Source organism: Kitasatospora setae KM-6054, from assembly GCF_000269985.1.
Lineage (GTDB): Bacteria > Actinomycetota > Actinomycetes > Streptomycetales > Streptomycetaceae > Kitasatospora > Kitasatospora setae.
This window is the reverse complement of sequence record NC_016109.1, coordinates 7509023-7523139: the sequence shown is the minus strand read 5'-3', so window position 1 is coordinate 7523139 and position 14117 is coordinate 7509023. Positions and strand designations below refer to the sequence as shown.

Below are 14117 nucleotides of genomic sequence, written 5' to 3'. Positions count from 1 at the left end.
ACCCGGCGGGTCACATCCCGGCGATCAGCTTCTCCACCCGCTCGTCGACCGAGCGGAACGGGTCCTTGCACAGCACGGTGCGCTGCGCCTGGTCGTTCAGCTTGAGGTGCACCCAGTCGACGGTGAAGTCGCGGCGCTGCTCCTGGGCGCGGCGGATGAAGTCGCCGCGCAGCCGGGCCCGGGTGGTCTGCGGGGGCACCGACTTGCCCTGGAAGGTCAGCAGGTCGGTGGTGACCCGCTTGGCCTGGCCGTTCTTCTGCAGCAGGTAGAACAGGCCGCGGCGGCGGTGGATGTCGTGGTAGGCGAGGTCGATCTGGGCGACCCGCGGGTTGGACATGGTCATCTGGTGCTTGGCCCGGTACTTCTCGATCAGCTGGTACTTCATGATCCAGTCGATCTCGGTGCCGACCTTGGCCAGGTCCTCGGTGCGGATCGCCTCCAGGGTGCGGCCCCACAGCTCCAGCACCCGGGCCACGGTGCCCTCGTTGAGGCCCTTGCGGTCGGCGAACTCCAGCGCCTTGGTGTAGTACTCCTCCTGGATCTCCAGGGCGGAGGCCTCCCGGCCGTTGGCGAGCCGGACCTGGTGGGTGCCGGTCAGGTCGTGGCTGACCTCGCGGATCGCCCGGATCGGGTTCTCCAGCGTCAGGTCGCGCATCACCACGCCGGCCTCGATCAGCCGCAGCACCAGGTCGGTGGCGCCGACCTTGAGCAGCGTGGTGGTCTCCGACATGTTGGAGTCGCCGACGATGACGTGCAGCCGCCGGTAGCGCTCGGCGTCGGCGTGCGGCTCGTCCCGGGTGTTGATGATCGGCCGGGAGCGGGTGGTCGCCGAGCTGACGCCCTCCCAGATGTGCTCGGCCCGCTGGCTGACGCAGTAGACCGCGCCGCGCGGGGTCTGCAGCACCTTGCCGGCCCCGCAGATCAGCTGCCGGGTGACCAGGAACGGGATCAGCACGTCCGCCAGCCGGGAGAACTCGCCGTGCCGGGCCACCAGGTAGTTCTCGTGGCAGCCGTAGGAGTTGCCGGCCGAGTCGGTGTTGTTCTTGAACAGGTAGACGTCGCCGGCGATGCCCTCCTCGTGCAGCCGCCGCTCGGCGTCCACCAGCAGCCCCTCGAGGATCCGCTCGCCGGACTTGTCGTGGGTGACCAGCTCGGTCACGTCGTCGCACTCGGGGGTCGCGTACTCGGGGTGGGAGCCGACGTCCAGGTAGAGCCGGGCGCCGTTCTTCAGGAACACGTTGCTGCTGCGGCCCCAGGAGACCACCCGGCGGAAGAGGTAGCGGGCGACCTCGTCCGGCGACAGCCGGCGCTGGCCCCGGAAGGTGCAGGTGACGCCGTACTCGTTCTCGATCCCGAAAATTCGACGGTCCATGGGCGACTCTTCTCTGTTCGAAGCTCGGTGGAACCCCTCGGTGGCGGTCGGTGGACCGTCGGGCGGCCCGCCCCTCTCGGCGGGCCGCCCGGGCCGGTCATTCGGTGTCGGCGCTCGCGTCGCTGTCGTCCTCGGCGGCGGCCGACTCGTCGCCGCTGAGCAGTCGGGCCAGCTGGCCGCCCAGGATCCGCTTGAACTTGCGCTGCTGGGGGCGCTGGCGGTCCAGCACGGCGACCTCCAGCTGCTCCGGGGTCAGGGCGCGGGGGGTGCCGCCGTTGGGGTCGCGGGCCAGCCCGTCGACCGCCAGCTTGAGCGCCTCCGCGAGGCCCAGCCCGGCGCGGTGGCGCTGGCCGAGGTAGTTGCCGATGGAGTCGGCGTTGCCGCCGACCACGACGGCGTTCTTCTCGTCCACCACCGAGCCGTCGGGGGTGAGCCGGTAGATCTGGTCGTCGGCGTCGGTGCGGCCGACCTCGGCCACGATCAGCTCGACCTCGTAGGGCTTCTCGCCGACCGAGGAGAAGATCGTGCCGAGGGTCTGGGCGTAGACGTTGGCCAGGCCGCGGGCGGTGACGTCGGCCCGGTCGTAGGAGTAGCCGCGCAGGTCGGCGTAGCGGACGCCGCCGATCCGCAGGTTCTCGAACTCGTTGTAGCGGCCGACCGCGGCGAAGGCGATCTTGTCGTAGATCTCGGAGACCTTGTGCAGGGCCCGGGAGGTGTTCTCCGCGACGAAGAGGATGCCGTCGGCGTAGGTGAGCACGACCACGCTGCGGCCGCGGGCGATGCCCTTGCGGGCGTACTCCGCGCGGTCCGCCATGGCCTGCTGGGGTGAGACGTAGAACGGCGTGGACACCGCCGGTCTCCCTTCGGTGGTGGGGGCGGACTCAGAGGAGCGGGGCCTGCGGGCCGTTCGGGTGCTCGCGGCGCTGGTCGGTGATCGAGACCGCGATCTCGGCGACCTCGTCCTCGGTGAGCCGGCGGAAGCCGTCCTCGGTGATCAGCGAGACGATCGGGAAGATCTTGCGGGCCAGGTCGGGGCCGCCGGTCGCGGAGTCGTCGTCGTCGGCGTCGTAGAGCGCCTGGACGGCGAGGGTCGCGGCCTGGTCGCCGTTCAGCCCGTCCCGGTAGAGCTTCTTCATCGAGCCGCGGGCGAACACCGAGCCGGAGCCGGTGGCGGCGAAGCCGGCCCGCTCCTCGGAGCGGCCGCCGGTCACGTCGTAGGTGAAGATCCGGCCCCGGCCGAGGTCGAGGTCGTAGCCGGCGAAGACCGGGACGACCGCGAGGCCCTGCATGGCCATCGCCAGGTTGGAGCGGATCATCGTGGTGAGCCGGTTGGCCTTGCCCTCCAGCGAGAGGACGGTGCCCTCGATCTTCTCGTAGTGCTCCAGTTCCAGCTGGAACAGCCGGACCATCTCGACCGCGAGGCCGGCCGTGCCGGCGATGCCGACGGCGCTGTACTCGTCGGCCGGGAAGACCTTCTCGATGTCCCGCTGGGCGATGACGTTGCCCATGGTGGCGCGGCGGTCGCCGGCCAGCACCACGCCGCCGTCGAAGACCGCGGCGACGATGGTGGTGCCGTGCGGCGCCTCGATGGTCATCCCCTCGGGGAGGGCGCGCCGGCCGGGCAGCAGCTGGGGCGCGTGGCTGTCGAGGAAGTCGAGGAACGAGGAGGAGCCGGGGGTGAGGAAGGCGGCCGGCAGACGCCCGGTGCCACTGAGGTTGGCTTCCACACGTGTCCTTCCGGATCGAAGATCGAAAGTTGCTTGGTGCCCCGGACCCTACCCGCTTCCGGGGCCGGTTCCACGTGCCCCGTGGAGGAGTTCGCGGGAACGCGAGGCCGCAGGCGCGCTCAGGGCACACCTGCGGCGCTCGTGGTGCTGTTCTCGGTGGAGGAGGGGGTTTCCCCCTCTCACTCGCCGCCCTTCTGCACGAATCCGCGCACGAAGTCCTCGGCGTTGGATTCCAGGACCTCGTCGATTTCGTCGAGTACCGAGTCGACGTCGTCGCTGAGCTTTTCCTGGCGCTCCTTGAGCTCGTCCGAGGTCTGAGTTTCCGCGGCCTGCTCCTCCACCTCCTCGGAGGAGCGGTTGGCCCGCTGCTGACCGCCGCCGGTGTCCTTCTCCGCCATTTCCCTCACCCCGCTCGTTCGGTGTTCCCGTTCAACGCTGACTGCTCACCGGAATGATTCCCCGTCCGGGAAATGTTCACCCCCGGTGATCGAAAAGTTACCCGCCGGACAGCACCCGCACCAGGTCCTCCGCGGTGCGGCAGCGGTCGAGCAGCTCCTTGACGTGCGCCCGGGTGCCGCGCAGCGGCTCCATGGTCGGGACGCGCTGGAGGCTGTCGTGCCCGGGCAGGTCGAAGATGACGGAGTCCCAGGAGGCCGCGGCCACGTGGTCGGCGTACTGCTCCAGGCAGCGGCCGCGGAAGTACGCCCGGGTGTCGTCGGGGGGCTGGGTGACGGCGCGGCGGACCTCCTCCTCGGTGAAGAGCCGCTCGAACCGCCCGCGCGCCTCCAGCCGGTTGTAGAGGCCCTTCTCGGCCCGCACGTCGCTGTACTGGAGGTCGACCAGCTGCAGCCGGGGGCTGTCCCAGCCGAGCGCGTCGCGCTGCCGGTAGCCCTCCAGGATCTCCTTCTTGGCGATCCAGTCGAGCTGCCGGGACAGGCTCATCGGGTCGCGCTCCAGCCGGCCCAGCACGTCCTCCCAGCGGGCCAGCACGTCCATGGTCTGGTCGTCGGCGTCCTGCCCGTAGCGGTCCTCGACGTACTTCCGGGCCAGCTCGCAGTACTCCATCTGGAGCTGGACGGCGGTCAGCCTGCGGCCGCTGCGCAGCTGGACGAGCTGCTTGAGCCCGGGGTCGTGGGAGACCCGGTGCAGGGTGCGGACCGGCTGGTCGACGGCGAGGTCGACGGCGATGAAGCCGTCCTCGATCATCGACAGGACCAGCGCGGTGGTGCCCAGCTTGAGGTAGGTGGAGATCTCGGAGAGGTTGGCGTCGCCGATGATGACGTGCAGCCGGCGGTACTTCTCGGCGTCGGCGTGCGGTTCGTCGCGGGTGTTGATGATCGGCCGCTTGAGCGTGGTCTCCAGGCCGACCTCGACCTCGAAGTAGTCGGCGCGCTGGCTGATCTGGAAGCCGTGCCCGCCGCCCTCCTGCCCGATGCCCACCCGGCCGGCCCCGCACACCACCTGGCGGGAGACGAAGAACGGGGTGAGGTGCCGGACGATGTCGGCGAACGGGGTGGCCCGCTGCATCAGGTAGTTCTCGTGGGTGCCGTAGGAGGCGCCCTTGTTGTCGGTGTTGTTCTTGTACAGCAGGATCCGCTGGCCGTTGGGCAGTTCGAGGGCGCGCTCGGCGGCCTCCGCCATGATCCGCTCGCCCGCCTTGTCCCAGAGCACCGCGTCCCGCGGGTTGGTGACCTCGGGCGAGGAGTACTCGGGGTGCGCGTGGTCGACGTAGAACCGGGCGCCGTTGGTGAGGATGACGTTGGCCAGGCCGATGTCCTCGTCGGTGAGCTGGCTGGCGTCCGCCACGTCCCGGGCCAGGTCGAAGCCCCGGGCGTCGCGCAGCGGGTTCTCCTCCTCGAAGTCCCAGCGGGCGCGGCGCGCCCGGTGCATCGCCGCCGCGTAGGCGTTGACGATCTGGGACGAGGTGAGCATGGCGTTCGCGTTGGGGTGCCCGGGCACGGAGATGCCGTACTCGGTCTCGATACCCATCACGCGCCGTACGGTCATGCGGCCCTCCTGACCTGTGGGTACTGCCGGTACTGCCGGCGCGGACGCGCCGTCCGGCCGCGGGGCCTGCCGGGCGCCGCGGCCGGACGGGGTGCTGCGCGTGCTACAGGTACTGCCCCGTGTTGGCGACGGTGTCGATGGAGCGGCCGGACTCGGCGCCCTGCTTGCCGGTGACGAGGGTGCGGATGAAGACGATCCGCTCGCCCTTCTTGCCGGAGATGCGGGCCCAGTCGTCCGGGTTGGTGGTGTTGGGCAGGTCCTCGTTCTCCTTGAACTCGTCCACGCAGGCGGCGAGCAGGTGGGAGACGCGCAGACCGCGCTGGCCGTGGTCGAGGTAGTCCTTGATGGCCATCTTCTTCGCCCGGTCGACGATGTTCTGGATCATCGCGCCGGAGTTGAAGTCCTTGAAGAACAGCACTTCCTTGTCACCGTTGGCGTAGGTGACCTCCAGGAAGCGGTTCTCCTCGGTCTCCGAGTACATCCGCTCGACCACCGACTGGATCATGGCGGCGACGGTGACCGACACCGAGCCGTCGTGCTCCTTGAGGTCGTCCGGGTGGAACGGCAGGGTGTCCTTGAGGTACTTGGAGAAGATGTCCTTGGCCGCCTCGGCGTCCGGCCGCTCGATCTTGATCTTGACGTCCAGCCGGCCGGGCCGCAGGATCGCCGGGTCGATCATGTCCTCGCGGTTGGAGGCGCCGATCACGATGACGTTCTCCAGGCCCTCCACGCCGTCGATCTCCGCCAGCAGCTGCGGGACGATGGTGTTCTCCACGTCCGAGCTGACACCGGAGCCGCGGGTGCGGAACAGCGACTCCATCTCGTCGAAGAAGACGATGACGGGCGTGCCCTCGCTCGCCTTCTCCCGGGCCCGCTGGAAGACCAGCCGGATCTGCCGCTCGGTCTCGCCGACGTACTTGTTGAGCAGCTCGGGGCCCTTGATGTTCAGGAAGTAGCTCTTGCCCTGCGGCCGGCCGGTCACCTCGGCGACCTTCTTGGCCAGCGAGTTGGCCACCGCCTTGGCGATCAGCGTCTTGCCGCAGCCGGGCGGGCCGTAGAGCAGGACGCCCTTGGGCGGCCGCAGCTCGTACTCCCGGAACAGCTCGGCGTGTAGGTACGGGAGCTCGACGGCGTCCCGGATCTGCTCGATCTGGCCGGAGAGGCCGCCGATCTGCCGGTAGTCGATGTCCGGGACCTCCTCGAGGACCAGCTCCTCGACCTCGGACTTCGGCACCACCTCGTAGACGTAGCCGGAACGGGGCTCCAGCAGCAGCGCGTCGCCCGGTCGGAGCGTCACGCCGTGCAGGGGCTCGGCGAGCCGGACCACCCGCTCCTCGTCGGTGTGGCCGGTGACCAGCGCGCGGTCGCCGCCCTCCAGCACCTCCTTGAGCGAGACGATCTCGCCGATCCGCTCGAACTCCATCGCCTCGACGACGTTGAGCGCCTCGTTGAGCATCACCTCCTGGCCGCGGCGCAGCTCGTCCAGCTCGACGCTGGGGCTGACGTTGACCCGGAGCTTGCGGCCGCCGGTGAAGATGTCGGCGGTGCCGTCCTCGTTCTTCTCGAGGAAGGTGCCGAACCCGGCCGGGGGCTGGGCGAGGCGGTCGACCTCCTCCTTGAGGGCCACGATCTGGTCGCGGGCCTCGCGCAGGGTGGAGACGAGCCTCTCGTTCTGGGCGGTCACACCCGCCAGGTTGGTCTGGAGCTCGGTGATCCGCTCCTCGAGGATCCTCGATCCGCGCGGGGAATCCGCGAGCCTGCGCCGAAGGACAGCGATCTCCTGCTCGAGGTAGGAAACCTGCGCGGCCTCGTCGGACCCCCGTGCGGGCCTGCCGGCGCTGCGGTCGTACTCGTCATCGTGGGCTGCCACGGTCCTCACCTCCTCCTGGGGGAGCTGGACGACCCAAACCTACCTGGGACCAGGGCGATGTAAACCCCTTAGTGATCAGAAAGGCGGGTCGGGCGTGTCCGGTTGTTCGCCCTGCGTGCTTCCCCTCTTGGTAGAGGAGATGCCCACCGCTCAACGGTTCAAAGCAGCGCGGATGTATCGTGACAGGAATGTCCCCGAATACGGGGCGACGAGCGCAGAAACGGCAGGGGCAATGGCGGGGACGGGCGAGGCACTCGAAGTCTGGATCGACCAGGATCTGTGCACCGGCGACGGCATCTGCGCGCAGTACGCGCCCGAGGTCTTCGAGCTCGACATCGACGGGCTCGCCTACGTGAAGGGCGAGGACGACGAGCTGCGCCAGCAGCCGGGCCAGAGCGTGCCCGTGCCGCTGACGCTGCTTCAGGACGTGGTCGACTCGGCCAAGGACTGCCCCGGCGACTGCATCCACGTCCGCCGCGCGGCGGACGGCGTCGAGGTCTACGGGCCGGACGCCGAGTAGGCCGACCGGGGGGCGCCGAGGGCCGTGCCGAGGGGCCGTCAGGTGCCCTGGACGGGGGTCCTGGTCTCGGTGGCCTTCCAGGTCCCGGAGACCCGCTGCCAGACCAGCTCGACCTGGAGGTCGGGCGAGAAGCGCGGCACGTCGGGGGACGAGTAGCCGCGGGCCCTGCCGCGGATCGAGCCGTCGCTGCGGATCGCCAGTTCGGTGACGGTCAGGCCCTCGCTGTCGGGCAGCAGGACGACCGGGCGGCCGTCCGCGCCGACCAGGAACACGCCGTCCGGCGGGGTGCCCATGTCGGCCTGGCAGTGCGCGGCGGCGACCGTCAGCGGCTGCCCGGCGGACAGCGCCGAGGTCCGCAGGCTCACCGCGACCGGGAACGGCCCGCACTCCAGCGGGAACGGCACCTTCGCCAGGTCGGCCTCGGCCGGCGGCGCCGACCGCGCCTCCGGGGACGCGGGTGCGGGCAGGGGTCCGGCGGCCGGCTGGCCCGCCGTCACCGCCCCGGTCGCCGAGGTCGCCCCCAGCGCCCCGCCCACCACGGCCGCGCAGCCGGCCGCGACCAGCACCCAGTGCTTCAGGCCCGACCGCGCGTGCCCGGGTATCCGACGCTCCGTCACCACGAGACTCCCCTTTCCGGTCCGCGCATCCTCGCACACCGGCCGCCGTCCGCCCCCACCAGGGCCGCACGGGCCGGCGGACGCCGACGGCCGGGGCGCGGGACGGGCAGTCGCCTGCCGTTCCCGCGCCCCGGCCGTGGGCGGGTGCGCGCGTCCGCCGCTACTGCGGCAGGTCGCGCGCGTCGTGCGAGGCGGCCTCGCGCTGGGCCTTGCGGATCGCGGCGCGCTCGGCGAGCGTCAGCTCGGTGTCGGGGCCGGTCTCGTAGTCCTCGCCGTAGGAGCCCTTGGCGGGGCGGCGGCGGCGCAGCGGGGGCTCGACGCCGTCGGCGAGGCGGCGGGCGGTGAGCAGGAAGCCGGTGTGGCCGATCATCCGGTGGTCCGGGCGGACGGCGAGGCCCTCCAGGTGCCAGGTGCGGACCATGGTCTCCCAGGCCTGCGGCTCGGTGAAGGTGCCGTGCTCGCGCAGCGCCTCGACGGTGCGCGACATCTGGGTGGTGGTGGCCACGTAGCAGCAGATCAGGCCGCCGGGGACGAGCGCCTTGGAGGCGACGTCCAGGCACTCCCAGGGGGCGAGCATGTCGAGGATGACGCGGTCGACGTCGGTCTCCACCAGGTTGTCCTGGAGGTCGCCGACGGTGAGCTTCCAGGCCGGGTGCGGTCCGCCGAAGTAGCGCTCGACGTTGCCCTTGGCGATGTCGGCGAAGTCCTGCCGGCGCTCGTAGGAGGCCAGCGAGCCGGTGTCGCCGACGGCGCGCAGCAGGTAGGTGGAGAGGGCGCCGGAGCCGACGCCCGCCTCGACCACCTTCGCGCCGGCGAAGATGTCGGCCATGGCCAGGATCTGCCCCGCGTCCTTGGGGTAGATCACGGCCGCGCCGCGCGGCATGGACAGGACGTAGTCGGGGAGCAGGGGGCGCAGCGCGAGGTACGGGACGTTGCCCGTCGTGCGGACGACCGTGCCCTCGGGAGCGCCGATCAGCTCGTCGTGCGGGAACATACCCTTGTGGGTGTGGAACTGGTTCCCGGCCTGGAGCGTGAACGTGTAGTGGCGGCCCTTGGGGTCGGTCAGCTGGACCTGGTCCCCGACCTGGAAGGGCCCGCGTCGGCGGGTGGCACCGGTCGGTTCGGACATGGGGGCCATCCTACGGGAGCCGGAGGGCTGCCCCCGACCACATGATCAGTTCGCGCCGGCGGCCCGCCCCTGGAGGGCGGCGCTGAGGCGTCGTTCGAGGTCGGTGAGGGAGAGCACGCCGTAGACCGAGCCGTCGGGGCGGACCACCAGGTACTCGGTGGCGGGGGCGCGGCGGAGCACGTCGAGGAGCTGTTCGCCGTCCAGGTCGACGGGGACGGTGAGGCCGGGTTCGAGGTCGCGGGCGACGGCGGTGACGGCGATCCAGGGGCGGCGGTGCTCGGGGACGGCGCCGACCGCGGACTCCTTGACCACGGCGACGGGTTCGCCGCGCCCGTCGACCACCACGATCGCGCCGGCGTGCGCCTCGCGGGCGCGGCGCATGGCCTCGCCGAGCGGGGTGTCGGCGGGGACGTCGATGCTGCGGCGGGCGAGTTCGCGGACCTTGAGCCGGGGCAGGACGGCCTTGAGGCGGGCGTTGCGCAGCGAGTTGCCGGCGCCCTGCCAGATGATGAAGCCGAGGATCGCGGCGAGCACGCCGTCGACCATGGCCTCGGTGGTGGAGCGTTCGACGTCCTGGGCGGAGCCGAGCATCGGCAGGCCGAGGACGACGGCGACGGCGAGGGCGCGGCCGACCCAGACGGCGGCCAGGGTGCCCTTCATCGGGTCGCCGGTGAGCGCCCAGACGACGGCGCGCAGCATCCGGCCGCCGTCCAGCGGGAGGCCGGGGAGCAGGTTGAAGGCGGCGACGACCAGGTTGGAGACCATCAGGCCGGCCAGCAGCACGCCGGGCACGGTGGCGGGTTCGACGGCGCGCAGGCCGAGCCAGAAGGCGCCGCCGAGCAGGAGCGAGAGCAGCGGGCCGACGAAGGCGAGCCAGAACTCGCGCCAGGGGCGGTCGGCCTCCTTCTCGATCTCGGAGACGCCGCCGAGGAACTGCAGCTGGATCCGGCGGACGCCGAGCTTGTAGCGCAGGCCGACCACGGTGTGGGCGAGTTCGTGGATCAGGACGGAGCCGTAGAAGGCGACGGCGAAGGAGAAGGCGAGCAGGTAGCGGGCGCCGCCGAGGTCGGGCAGCACGTCGGCGAGCCGGCTGCCGAAGATCCAGGTGATCAGCGCGGCGACCAGGAACCAGGACGGGGTGACGTAGACGGGCACGCCGAACGGACGGCCCATCAGGATGCCGCCGCGCGGCTGGTCGTCGGGCTTCGGCTTCTCCGGTGCCCGCCCCTCGGTGTCGTTCACCGTGCTCCTCCCGTTCCGCCGTCCACAGCTGCTGGTGCCCCGTACGCTACGTGATCTCTCCCCGGGAACGGGGGCGCACCCCGCCCGCCCTCCCCTTTCCTTGTACCCAGCTCTTCGACCCGTTCGCCCCTGGTGTCCGTTCGGTGCAATAGGGTCGTGGCATGCAGCAGACCGACCCTCCGCCCGCTCCCCGTCCGGCCGCCCGGCCGACCGGGCTGTCGCCGTCCCGGGCGGGTGACTTCATGACCTGCCCGCTGCTGTACCGGCTGCGGGTGATCGACCGGCTGCCGGAGCCGCCGTCGCAGGCGGCGACCCGGGGCACGCTGGTGCACGCGGTGCTGGAGCGGCTGTTCGACCACCCGCCGGCCGAGCGCACGCCGGAGCGGGCGCGCGGGCTGCTGGAACCGCAGTGGGAGCGGCTGCTGGGGGAACGGCCGGAGCTGGCCGAACTGTTCCCGGGCGAGCCGGGCGAGTTGGCCGGCTGGCTGGCCGACGCGGGCAAGCTGGTCGACAGGTGGTTCCGGCTGGAGGACCCGACCCGGCTGCACCCGGTGGAGCGGGAGCTGTACGTGGAGACCGCGCTGGCCTCGGGGCTGCCGCTGCGCGGGTACATCGACCGGGTGGACGTCGCGCCGTCCGGCGAGGTCCGGCTGGTGGACTACAAGACCGGCCGGGCGCCCTCGCGGGACTTCGAGGGCAAGGCGATGTTCCAGATGAAGTTCTACGCGCTGGTGGTGTGGCGGTGGAAGGGCGTGGTCCCCAAGCGCCTGCAGCTGGTCTACCTGGGCGGCGGCGGGGACGTGGTGACGTACGACCCGGACGAGGCCGACCTGCTCTCGGTGGAGCGGAAGCTGGAGGCGCTGTGGGAGGCGATCTCGGCGGCGGTGGCCACCGGTGACTTCCCGGCGACCCGCAACCGGCTGTGCGACTGGTGCGACCACCAGGCGTCCTGCCCGGAGTTCGGCGGCACTCCCCCGCCGTACCCGCTGCCCCTGGCAACAGAAAACCTTCCCGGCAAGGAGTCGTAGGTGACGATCCGTGTGCTGCTGGTGGACGACCAGCCGCTGCTGCGTACCGGTTTCCGGATGATCCTGGAGGCGGAGTCCGACCTGGTGGTGGTCGGCGAGGCGGGCGACGGGCAGCAGGCGCTGGACCAGGTCCGCGCCCTGCAGCCGGACGTGGTGCTGATGGACATCCGGATGCCGCGGATGGACGGCGTGGAGGCGACCCGGCGGATCGCCGGGCCGGACCGGGACGGGCCGGCCAAGGTGCTGGTGCTGACCACCTTCGACCTGGACGAGTACGTGGTGGAGGCGCTGCGCGCGGGGGCCAGCGGCTTCCTGCTGAAGGACGTGCCGGCCGAGGAGCTGGTGCAGGCGATCCGGGTGGTGGCGGACGGCGCGGCGATGCTGGCCCCGTCGGTGACCCGCCGGCTGCTGGACATGTACGCCACCAAGCTGCCCTCCGGCGACGAGGCGCCGCCGCAGGCGCTGACGGTGCTGACCGAGCGCGAGGTGGAGGTGCTGCGGCTGGTGGCGCGCGGGCTGTCGAACGCGGAGATCGCCGCCGAGCTGTTCGTCTCGGAGACCACGGTGAAGACGCACGTCGGCCACGTGCTGACCAAGCTGCAGCTGCGCGACCGGGTGCAGGCGGCGGTGTACGCGTACGAGAGCGGCCTGGTCCGCCCCGGCGCGCTGTAGCGGCCGCCGCGCCCCGCACGCCGAACGGCCCGCCACCCCCCGCGGGGGGGGTGGCGGGCCGTTGCGCGTCGAGCCGGCGGAACGTTACTTCGAGGTGCGGCCGATCTCCCAGAACCGGAACACGCCGGTGTTGTCCACCGTCGCGTCCACGCCGGTGATGCCGGGGTGGTAGACGTAGAAGGACTTGTTCTGGAACAGCGGGATCATCGGGACCGCGTCGGCCAGGATCTTCTGGATCTGGTCGTAGGCGCCGCCGCCGGAGCGGTCGGTGAGCTTGATCGAGTCCGGCACCAGCCTGTCGCTGATCTGGGTGCTGTTCCAGCCGTTGTGGAAGGCGCCGCCGTCGACCACCAGCGGGCTGATGTAGTCGTCGGCGTCGGCGTAGTCGGGGATCCAGCCGACGGGGTACGCCTGGTAGCTGCCGTTCTTCCAGCCGGCCTGGTAGGCGGTCCAGTCGGGCTCCTCCTGGACGTTGACCTGGAACAGGCCGCCGTTCTCCAGCTGCTCCTTGACGGCGTTCATCTCGCCGGCGCCGGCCCGGGCGCGGGACCAGGTCAGGTTGAGCTTGACCGGGGTGGTGACGTGCGCGTTGTTCAGGATCTTCTTGGCCTTGGCCGGGTCGGGCTCGCCGTACTTGTCGAAGAAGGCGGTGTTGTGGCCGGCCAGGCCCGCCGGGACGACGGAGTAGAGCGGCTGCACGGTGCCCGCGTACACGTCGTGGGAGAGCGCCTTGCGGTCGATCAGCTGGGCGGCGGCCTGCCGGACGGCCTGGTTGCCGCCGGTCTCGTCCTTGGTGTTGAAGACCAGGTAGCGGGTCTCGCCGGAGGCGCCCTCGGCGACCCGGAGCTTGCCGGTGCCGGCCATGTCCTCGTCCTTGATCCTGGCCGAGGTGGCGGGGTCGAGGCTGCTGTCGGTGACGTCGACGGCGCCGCTCTCGATGGCGGACTTCAGCTCGTCCGGCTTGTCGAAGTAGCGGACCGCGAACTTGTCGTTCTGCAGCTTGGCGATGCCGTGGTAGCCCGGGTTGGCGCTGAGCCGGACGGTGCCGGGGGCCTTGCCCTTGGCCTCGATCGAGTCGATCTTGTAGGGGCCGGAGCCGACCAGCCTGCCGTTCTCCAGCAGCTTGTCGGCGGGGAAGACCTGGTGGTCGACGATCGCGCCGGCCGCGGAGGCGAGCTTCGCCGGGAGCACCGCGTCCGGGCTCTCCAGCCGGAAGGTGACGTCCCGGTCGCCGGAGACCTCCACCGACTTGATGGTGGAGAGCAGCGGGCCGGGGCCGGACGGGTCGTCGATCTTCTTGACCCGGTCGATGGAGAACTTGACGTCCTGGGCGGTCAGCGGGTGGCCGTTGGTGAACTTCAGGCCGGAGCGCAGCGTGCAGGTGTAGGTGAGCGCGTCGCTGCCGGTGAACTGGCAGGACTCGGCGGCGTCGGGCTGCGGGACGGTCGCGCCGGAGGGGAAGCTGAGCAGCGACTGGAAGGAGTTGTTGAGGACCAGCCAGGAGCCCGCGTCGTAGGCGCCGGCCGGGTCGAGCACGCTGGTCACGTTGGTGGTGCCCATCGTGATGGTGCCGTCGCCACCGCCACCGGCGGCCTTCTCGACGGAGGCGCAGCCGGCCGCCGTGGTGGCGACCAGGGCGGCGCAGCTGAGGGCGGCCAGGCGGTTGGGCGTCGTCATGCGGGGTGGTCTTCCTCACTGCGTGCGGCCGGCTTGTCGCCGGCGGCCCGCCGTCCGGCGCCGGGGTGGGGCGGCGGCCGCGGGTCTGCTGCGGCCGTGCGCGCGCTCCTCCGGGTTTCCGGGGTGCGGGCGGGCACGGCACGGGACTGAACGCGCCTTAGCGTGCCACATCGCCTCCGGGCGGTCACCGAGGGTCCGGAGGGCGGTCGCACGGGGTTCGGACGATCTTGTCCCGGCAGCCGACGAGTTGTCAGCC

General features: G+C 71.4%; 13 protein-coding genes. 3 read left to right on the top strand and 10 right to left on the bottom strand.

Features of this window, described 5'->3' with window-relative positions:
• Positions 1-10 precede the first annotated feature (10 nt).
• The 6 genes from pafA to arc form a co-directional block, all read right to left on the bottom strand.
• Positions 11-1372, bottom strand: coding sequence for a Pup--protein ligase (pafA, locus tag KSE_RS32955; RefSeq protein WP_014139720.1), 1362 nt, complete (start codon positions 1370-1372; stop codon positions 11-13).
• A 97-nt stretch (positions 1373-1469) separates the two neighbouring features.
• The gene (gene prcA / locus KSE_RS32950; RefSeq protein ID WP_014139719.1) at positions 1470-2222 is read right to left on the bottom strand and encodes a proteasome subunit alpha; all 753 of its coding nucleotides are present in this window, start codon (positions 2220-2222) and stop codon (positions 1470-1472) included.
• 31 nt (positions 2223-2253) lie between these two features.
• The gene (gene prcB, locus KSE_RS32945) at positions 2254-3099 is read right to left on the bottom strand and encodes a proteasome subunit beta (protein WP_014139718.1); all 846 of its coding nucleotides are present in this window, start codon (positions 3097-3099) and stop codon (positions 2254-2256) included.
• 179 nt (positions 3100-3278) lie between these two features.
• The gene (locus tag KSE_RS32940; protein WP_014139717.1) at positions 3279-3497 is read right to left on the bottom strand and encodes a ubiquitin-like protein Pup; all 219 of its coding nucleotides are present in this window, start codon (positions 3495-3497) and stop codon (positions 3279-3281) included.
• Positions 3498-3594: 97 nt separating this feature from the next.
• Positions 3595-5106 (bottom strand): depupylase/deamidase Dop, encoded by a 1512-nt coding sequence (gene dop / locus KSE_RS32935; RefSeq protein WP_014139716.1) that lies wholly within the window; start codon positions 5104-5106, stop codon positions 3595-3597.
• A gap of 103 nt (positions 5107-5209) precedes the next feature.
• Complete coding sequence (arc, locus tag KSE_RS32930) at positions 5210-6976, bottom strand: proteasome ATPase (protein WP_014139715.1); 1767 nt, start codon at positions 6974-6976, stop codon at positions 5210-5212.
• Between the two features lie 232 nt (positions 6977-7208).
• Here arc and KSE_RS32925 point away from each other — a divergent pair, with 232 nt between their 5' ends.
• Positions 7209-7496 (top strand): ferredoxin, encoded by a 288-nt coding sequence (locus tag KSE_RS32925; protein ID WP_014139714.1) that lies wholly within the window; start codon positions 7209-7211, stop codon positions 7494-7496.
• A 38-nt stretch (positions 7497-7534) separates the two neighbouring features.
• Here the strand turns inward: KSE_RS32925 and KSE_RS32920 are convergent, their stop codons facing one another.
• The 3 genes from KSE_RS32920 to KSE_RS32910 form a co-directional block, all read right to left on the bottom strand.
• Positions 7535-8113 (bottom strand): hypothetical protein, encoded by a 579-nt coding sequence (locus KSE_RS32920; protein ID WP_051738426.1) that lies wholly within the window; start codon positions 8111-8113, stop codon positions 7535-7537.
• A gap of 160 nt (positions 8114-8273) precedes the next feature.
• On the bottom strand, positions 8274-9242 hold the full coding sequence (locus KSE_RS32915) for a tRNA (adenine-N1)-methyltransferase (protein ID WP_014139712.1): 969 nt from the start codon (positions 9240-9242) through the stop codon (positions 8274-8276).
• 45 nt (positions 9243-9287) lie between these two features.
• Positions 9288-10484 carry a site-2 protease family protein gene (locus KSE_RS32910; RefSeq protein ID WP_014139711.1) on the bottom strand — a complete coding sequence of 399 codons (1197 nt, stop codon included), beginning with the start codon at positions 10482-10484 and terminating at the stop codon, positions 9288-9290.
• Positions 10485-10645: 161 nt separating this feature from the next.
• On the opposite strand from KSE_RS32910, the gene KSE_RS32905 reads away from it, so the two are divergent.
• The gene (locus tag KSE_RS32905) at positions 10646-11512 is read left to right on the top strand and encodes a RecB family exonuclease (RefSeq protein WP_014139710.1); all 867 of its coding nucleotides are present in this window, start codon (positions 10646-10648) and stop codon (positions 11510-11512) included.
• Positions 11513-12184, top strand: a complete 672-nt coding sequence (locus KSE_RS32900) for a response regulator (RefSeq protein ID WP_014139709.1) — start codon at positions 11513-11515, stop codon at positions 12182-12184.
• An 84-nt stretch (positions 12185-12268) separates the two neighbouring features.
• Here KSE_RS32900 and KSE_RS32895 read toward each other — a convergent pair whose 3' ends face one another.
• Positions 12269-13861, bottom strand: a complete 1593-nt coding sequence (locus tag KSE_RS32895; protein ID WP_014139708.1) for an ABC transporter substrate-binding protein — start codon at positions 13859-13861, stop codon at positions 12269-12271.
• Positions 13862-14117: the final 256 nt, after the last annotated feature.

Bases quoted from the DNA above. Each gene is read 5' to 3' on its own strand.
- pafA (WP_014139720.1), bottom strand. From the start codon at position 1,372: ATGGACCGTCGAATTTTCGGGATCGAGAACGAGTACGGCGTCACCTGC.
- KSE_RS32915 (WP_014139712.1), bottom strand. From the start codon at position 9,242: ATGTCCGAACCGACCGGTGCCACCCGCCGACGCGGGCCCTTCCAGGTC.
- KSE_RS32940 (WP_014139717.1), bottom strand. From the start codon at position 3,497: ATGGCGGAGAAGGACACCGGCGGCGGTCAGCAGCGGGCCAACCGCTCC.
- KSE_RS32905 (WP_014139710.1), top strand. From the start codon at position 10,646: ATGCAGCAGACCGACCCTCCGCCCGCTCCCCGTCCGGCCGCCCGGCCG.
- KSE_RS32895 (WP_014139708.1), bottom strand. From the start codon at position 13,861: ATGACGACGCCCAACCGCCTGGCCGCCCTCAGCTGCGCCGCCCTGGTC.
- KSE_RS32925 (WP_014139714.1), top strand. From the start codon at position 7,209: ATGGCGGGGACGGGCGAGGCACTCGAAGTCTGGATCGACCAGGATCTG.
- dop (WP_014139716.1), bottom strand. From the start codon at position 5,106: ATGACCGTACGGCGCGTGATGGGTATCGAGACCGAGTACGGCATCTCC.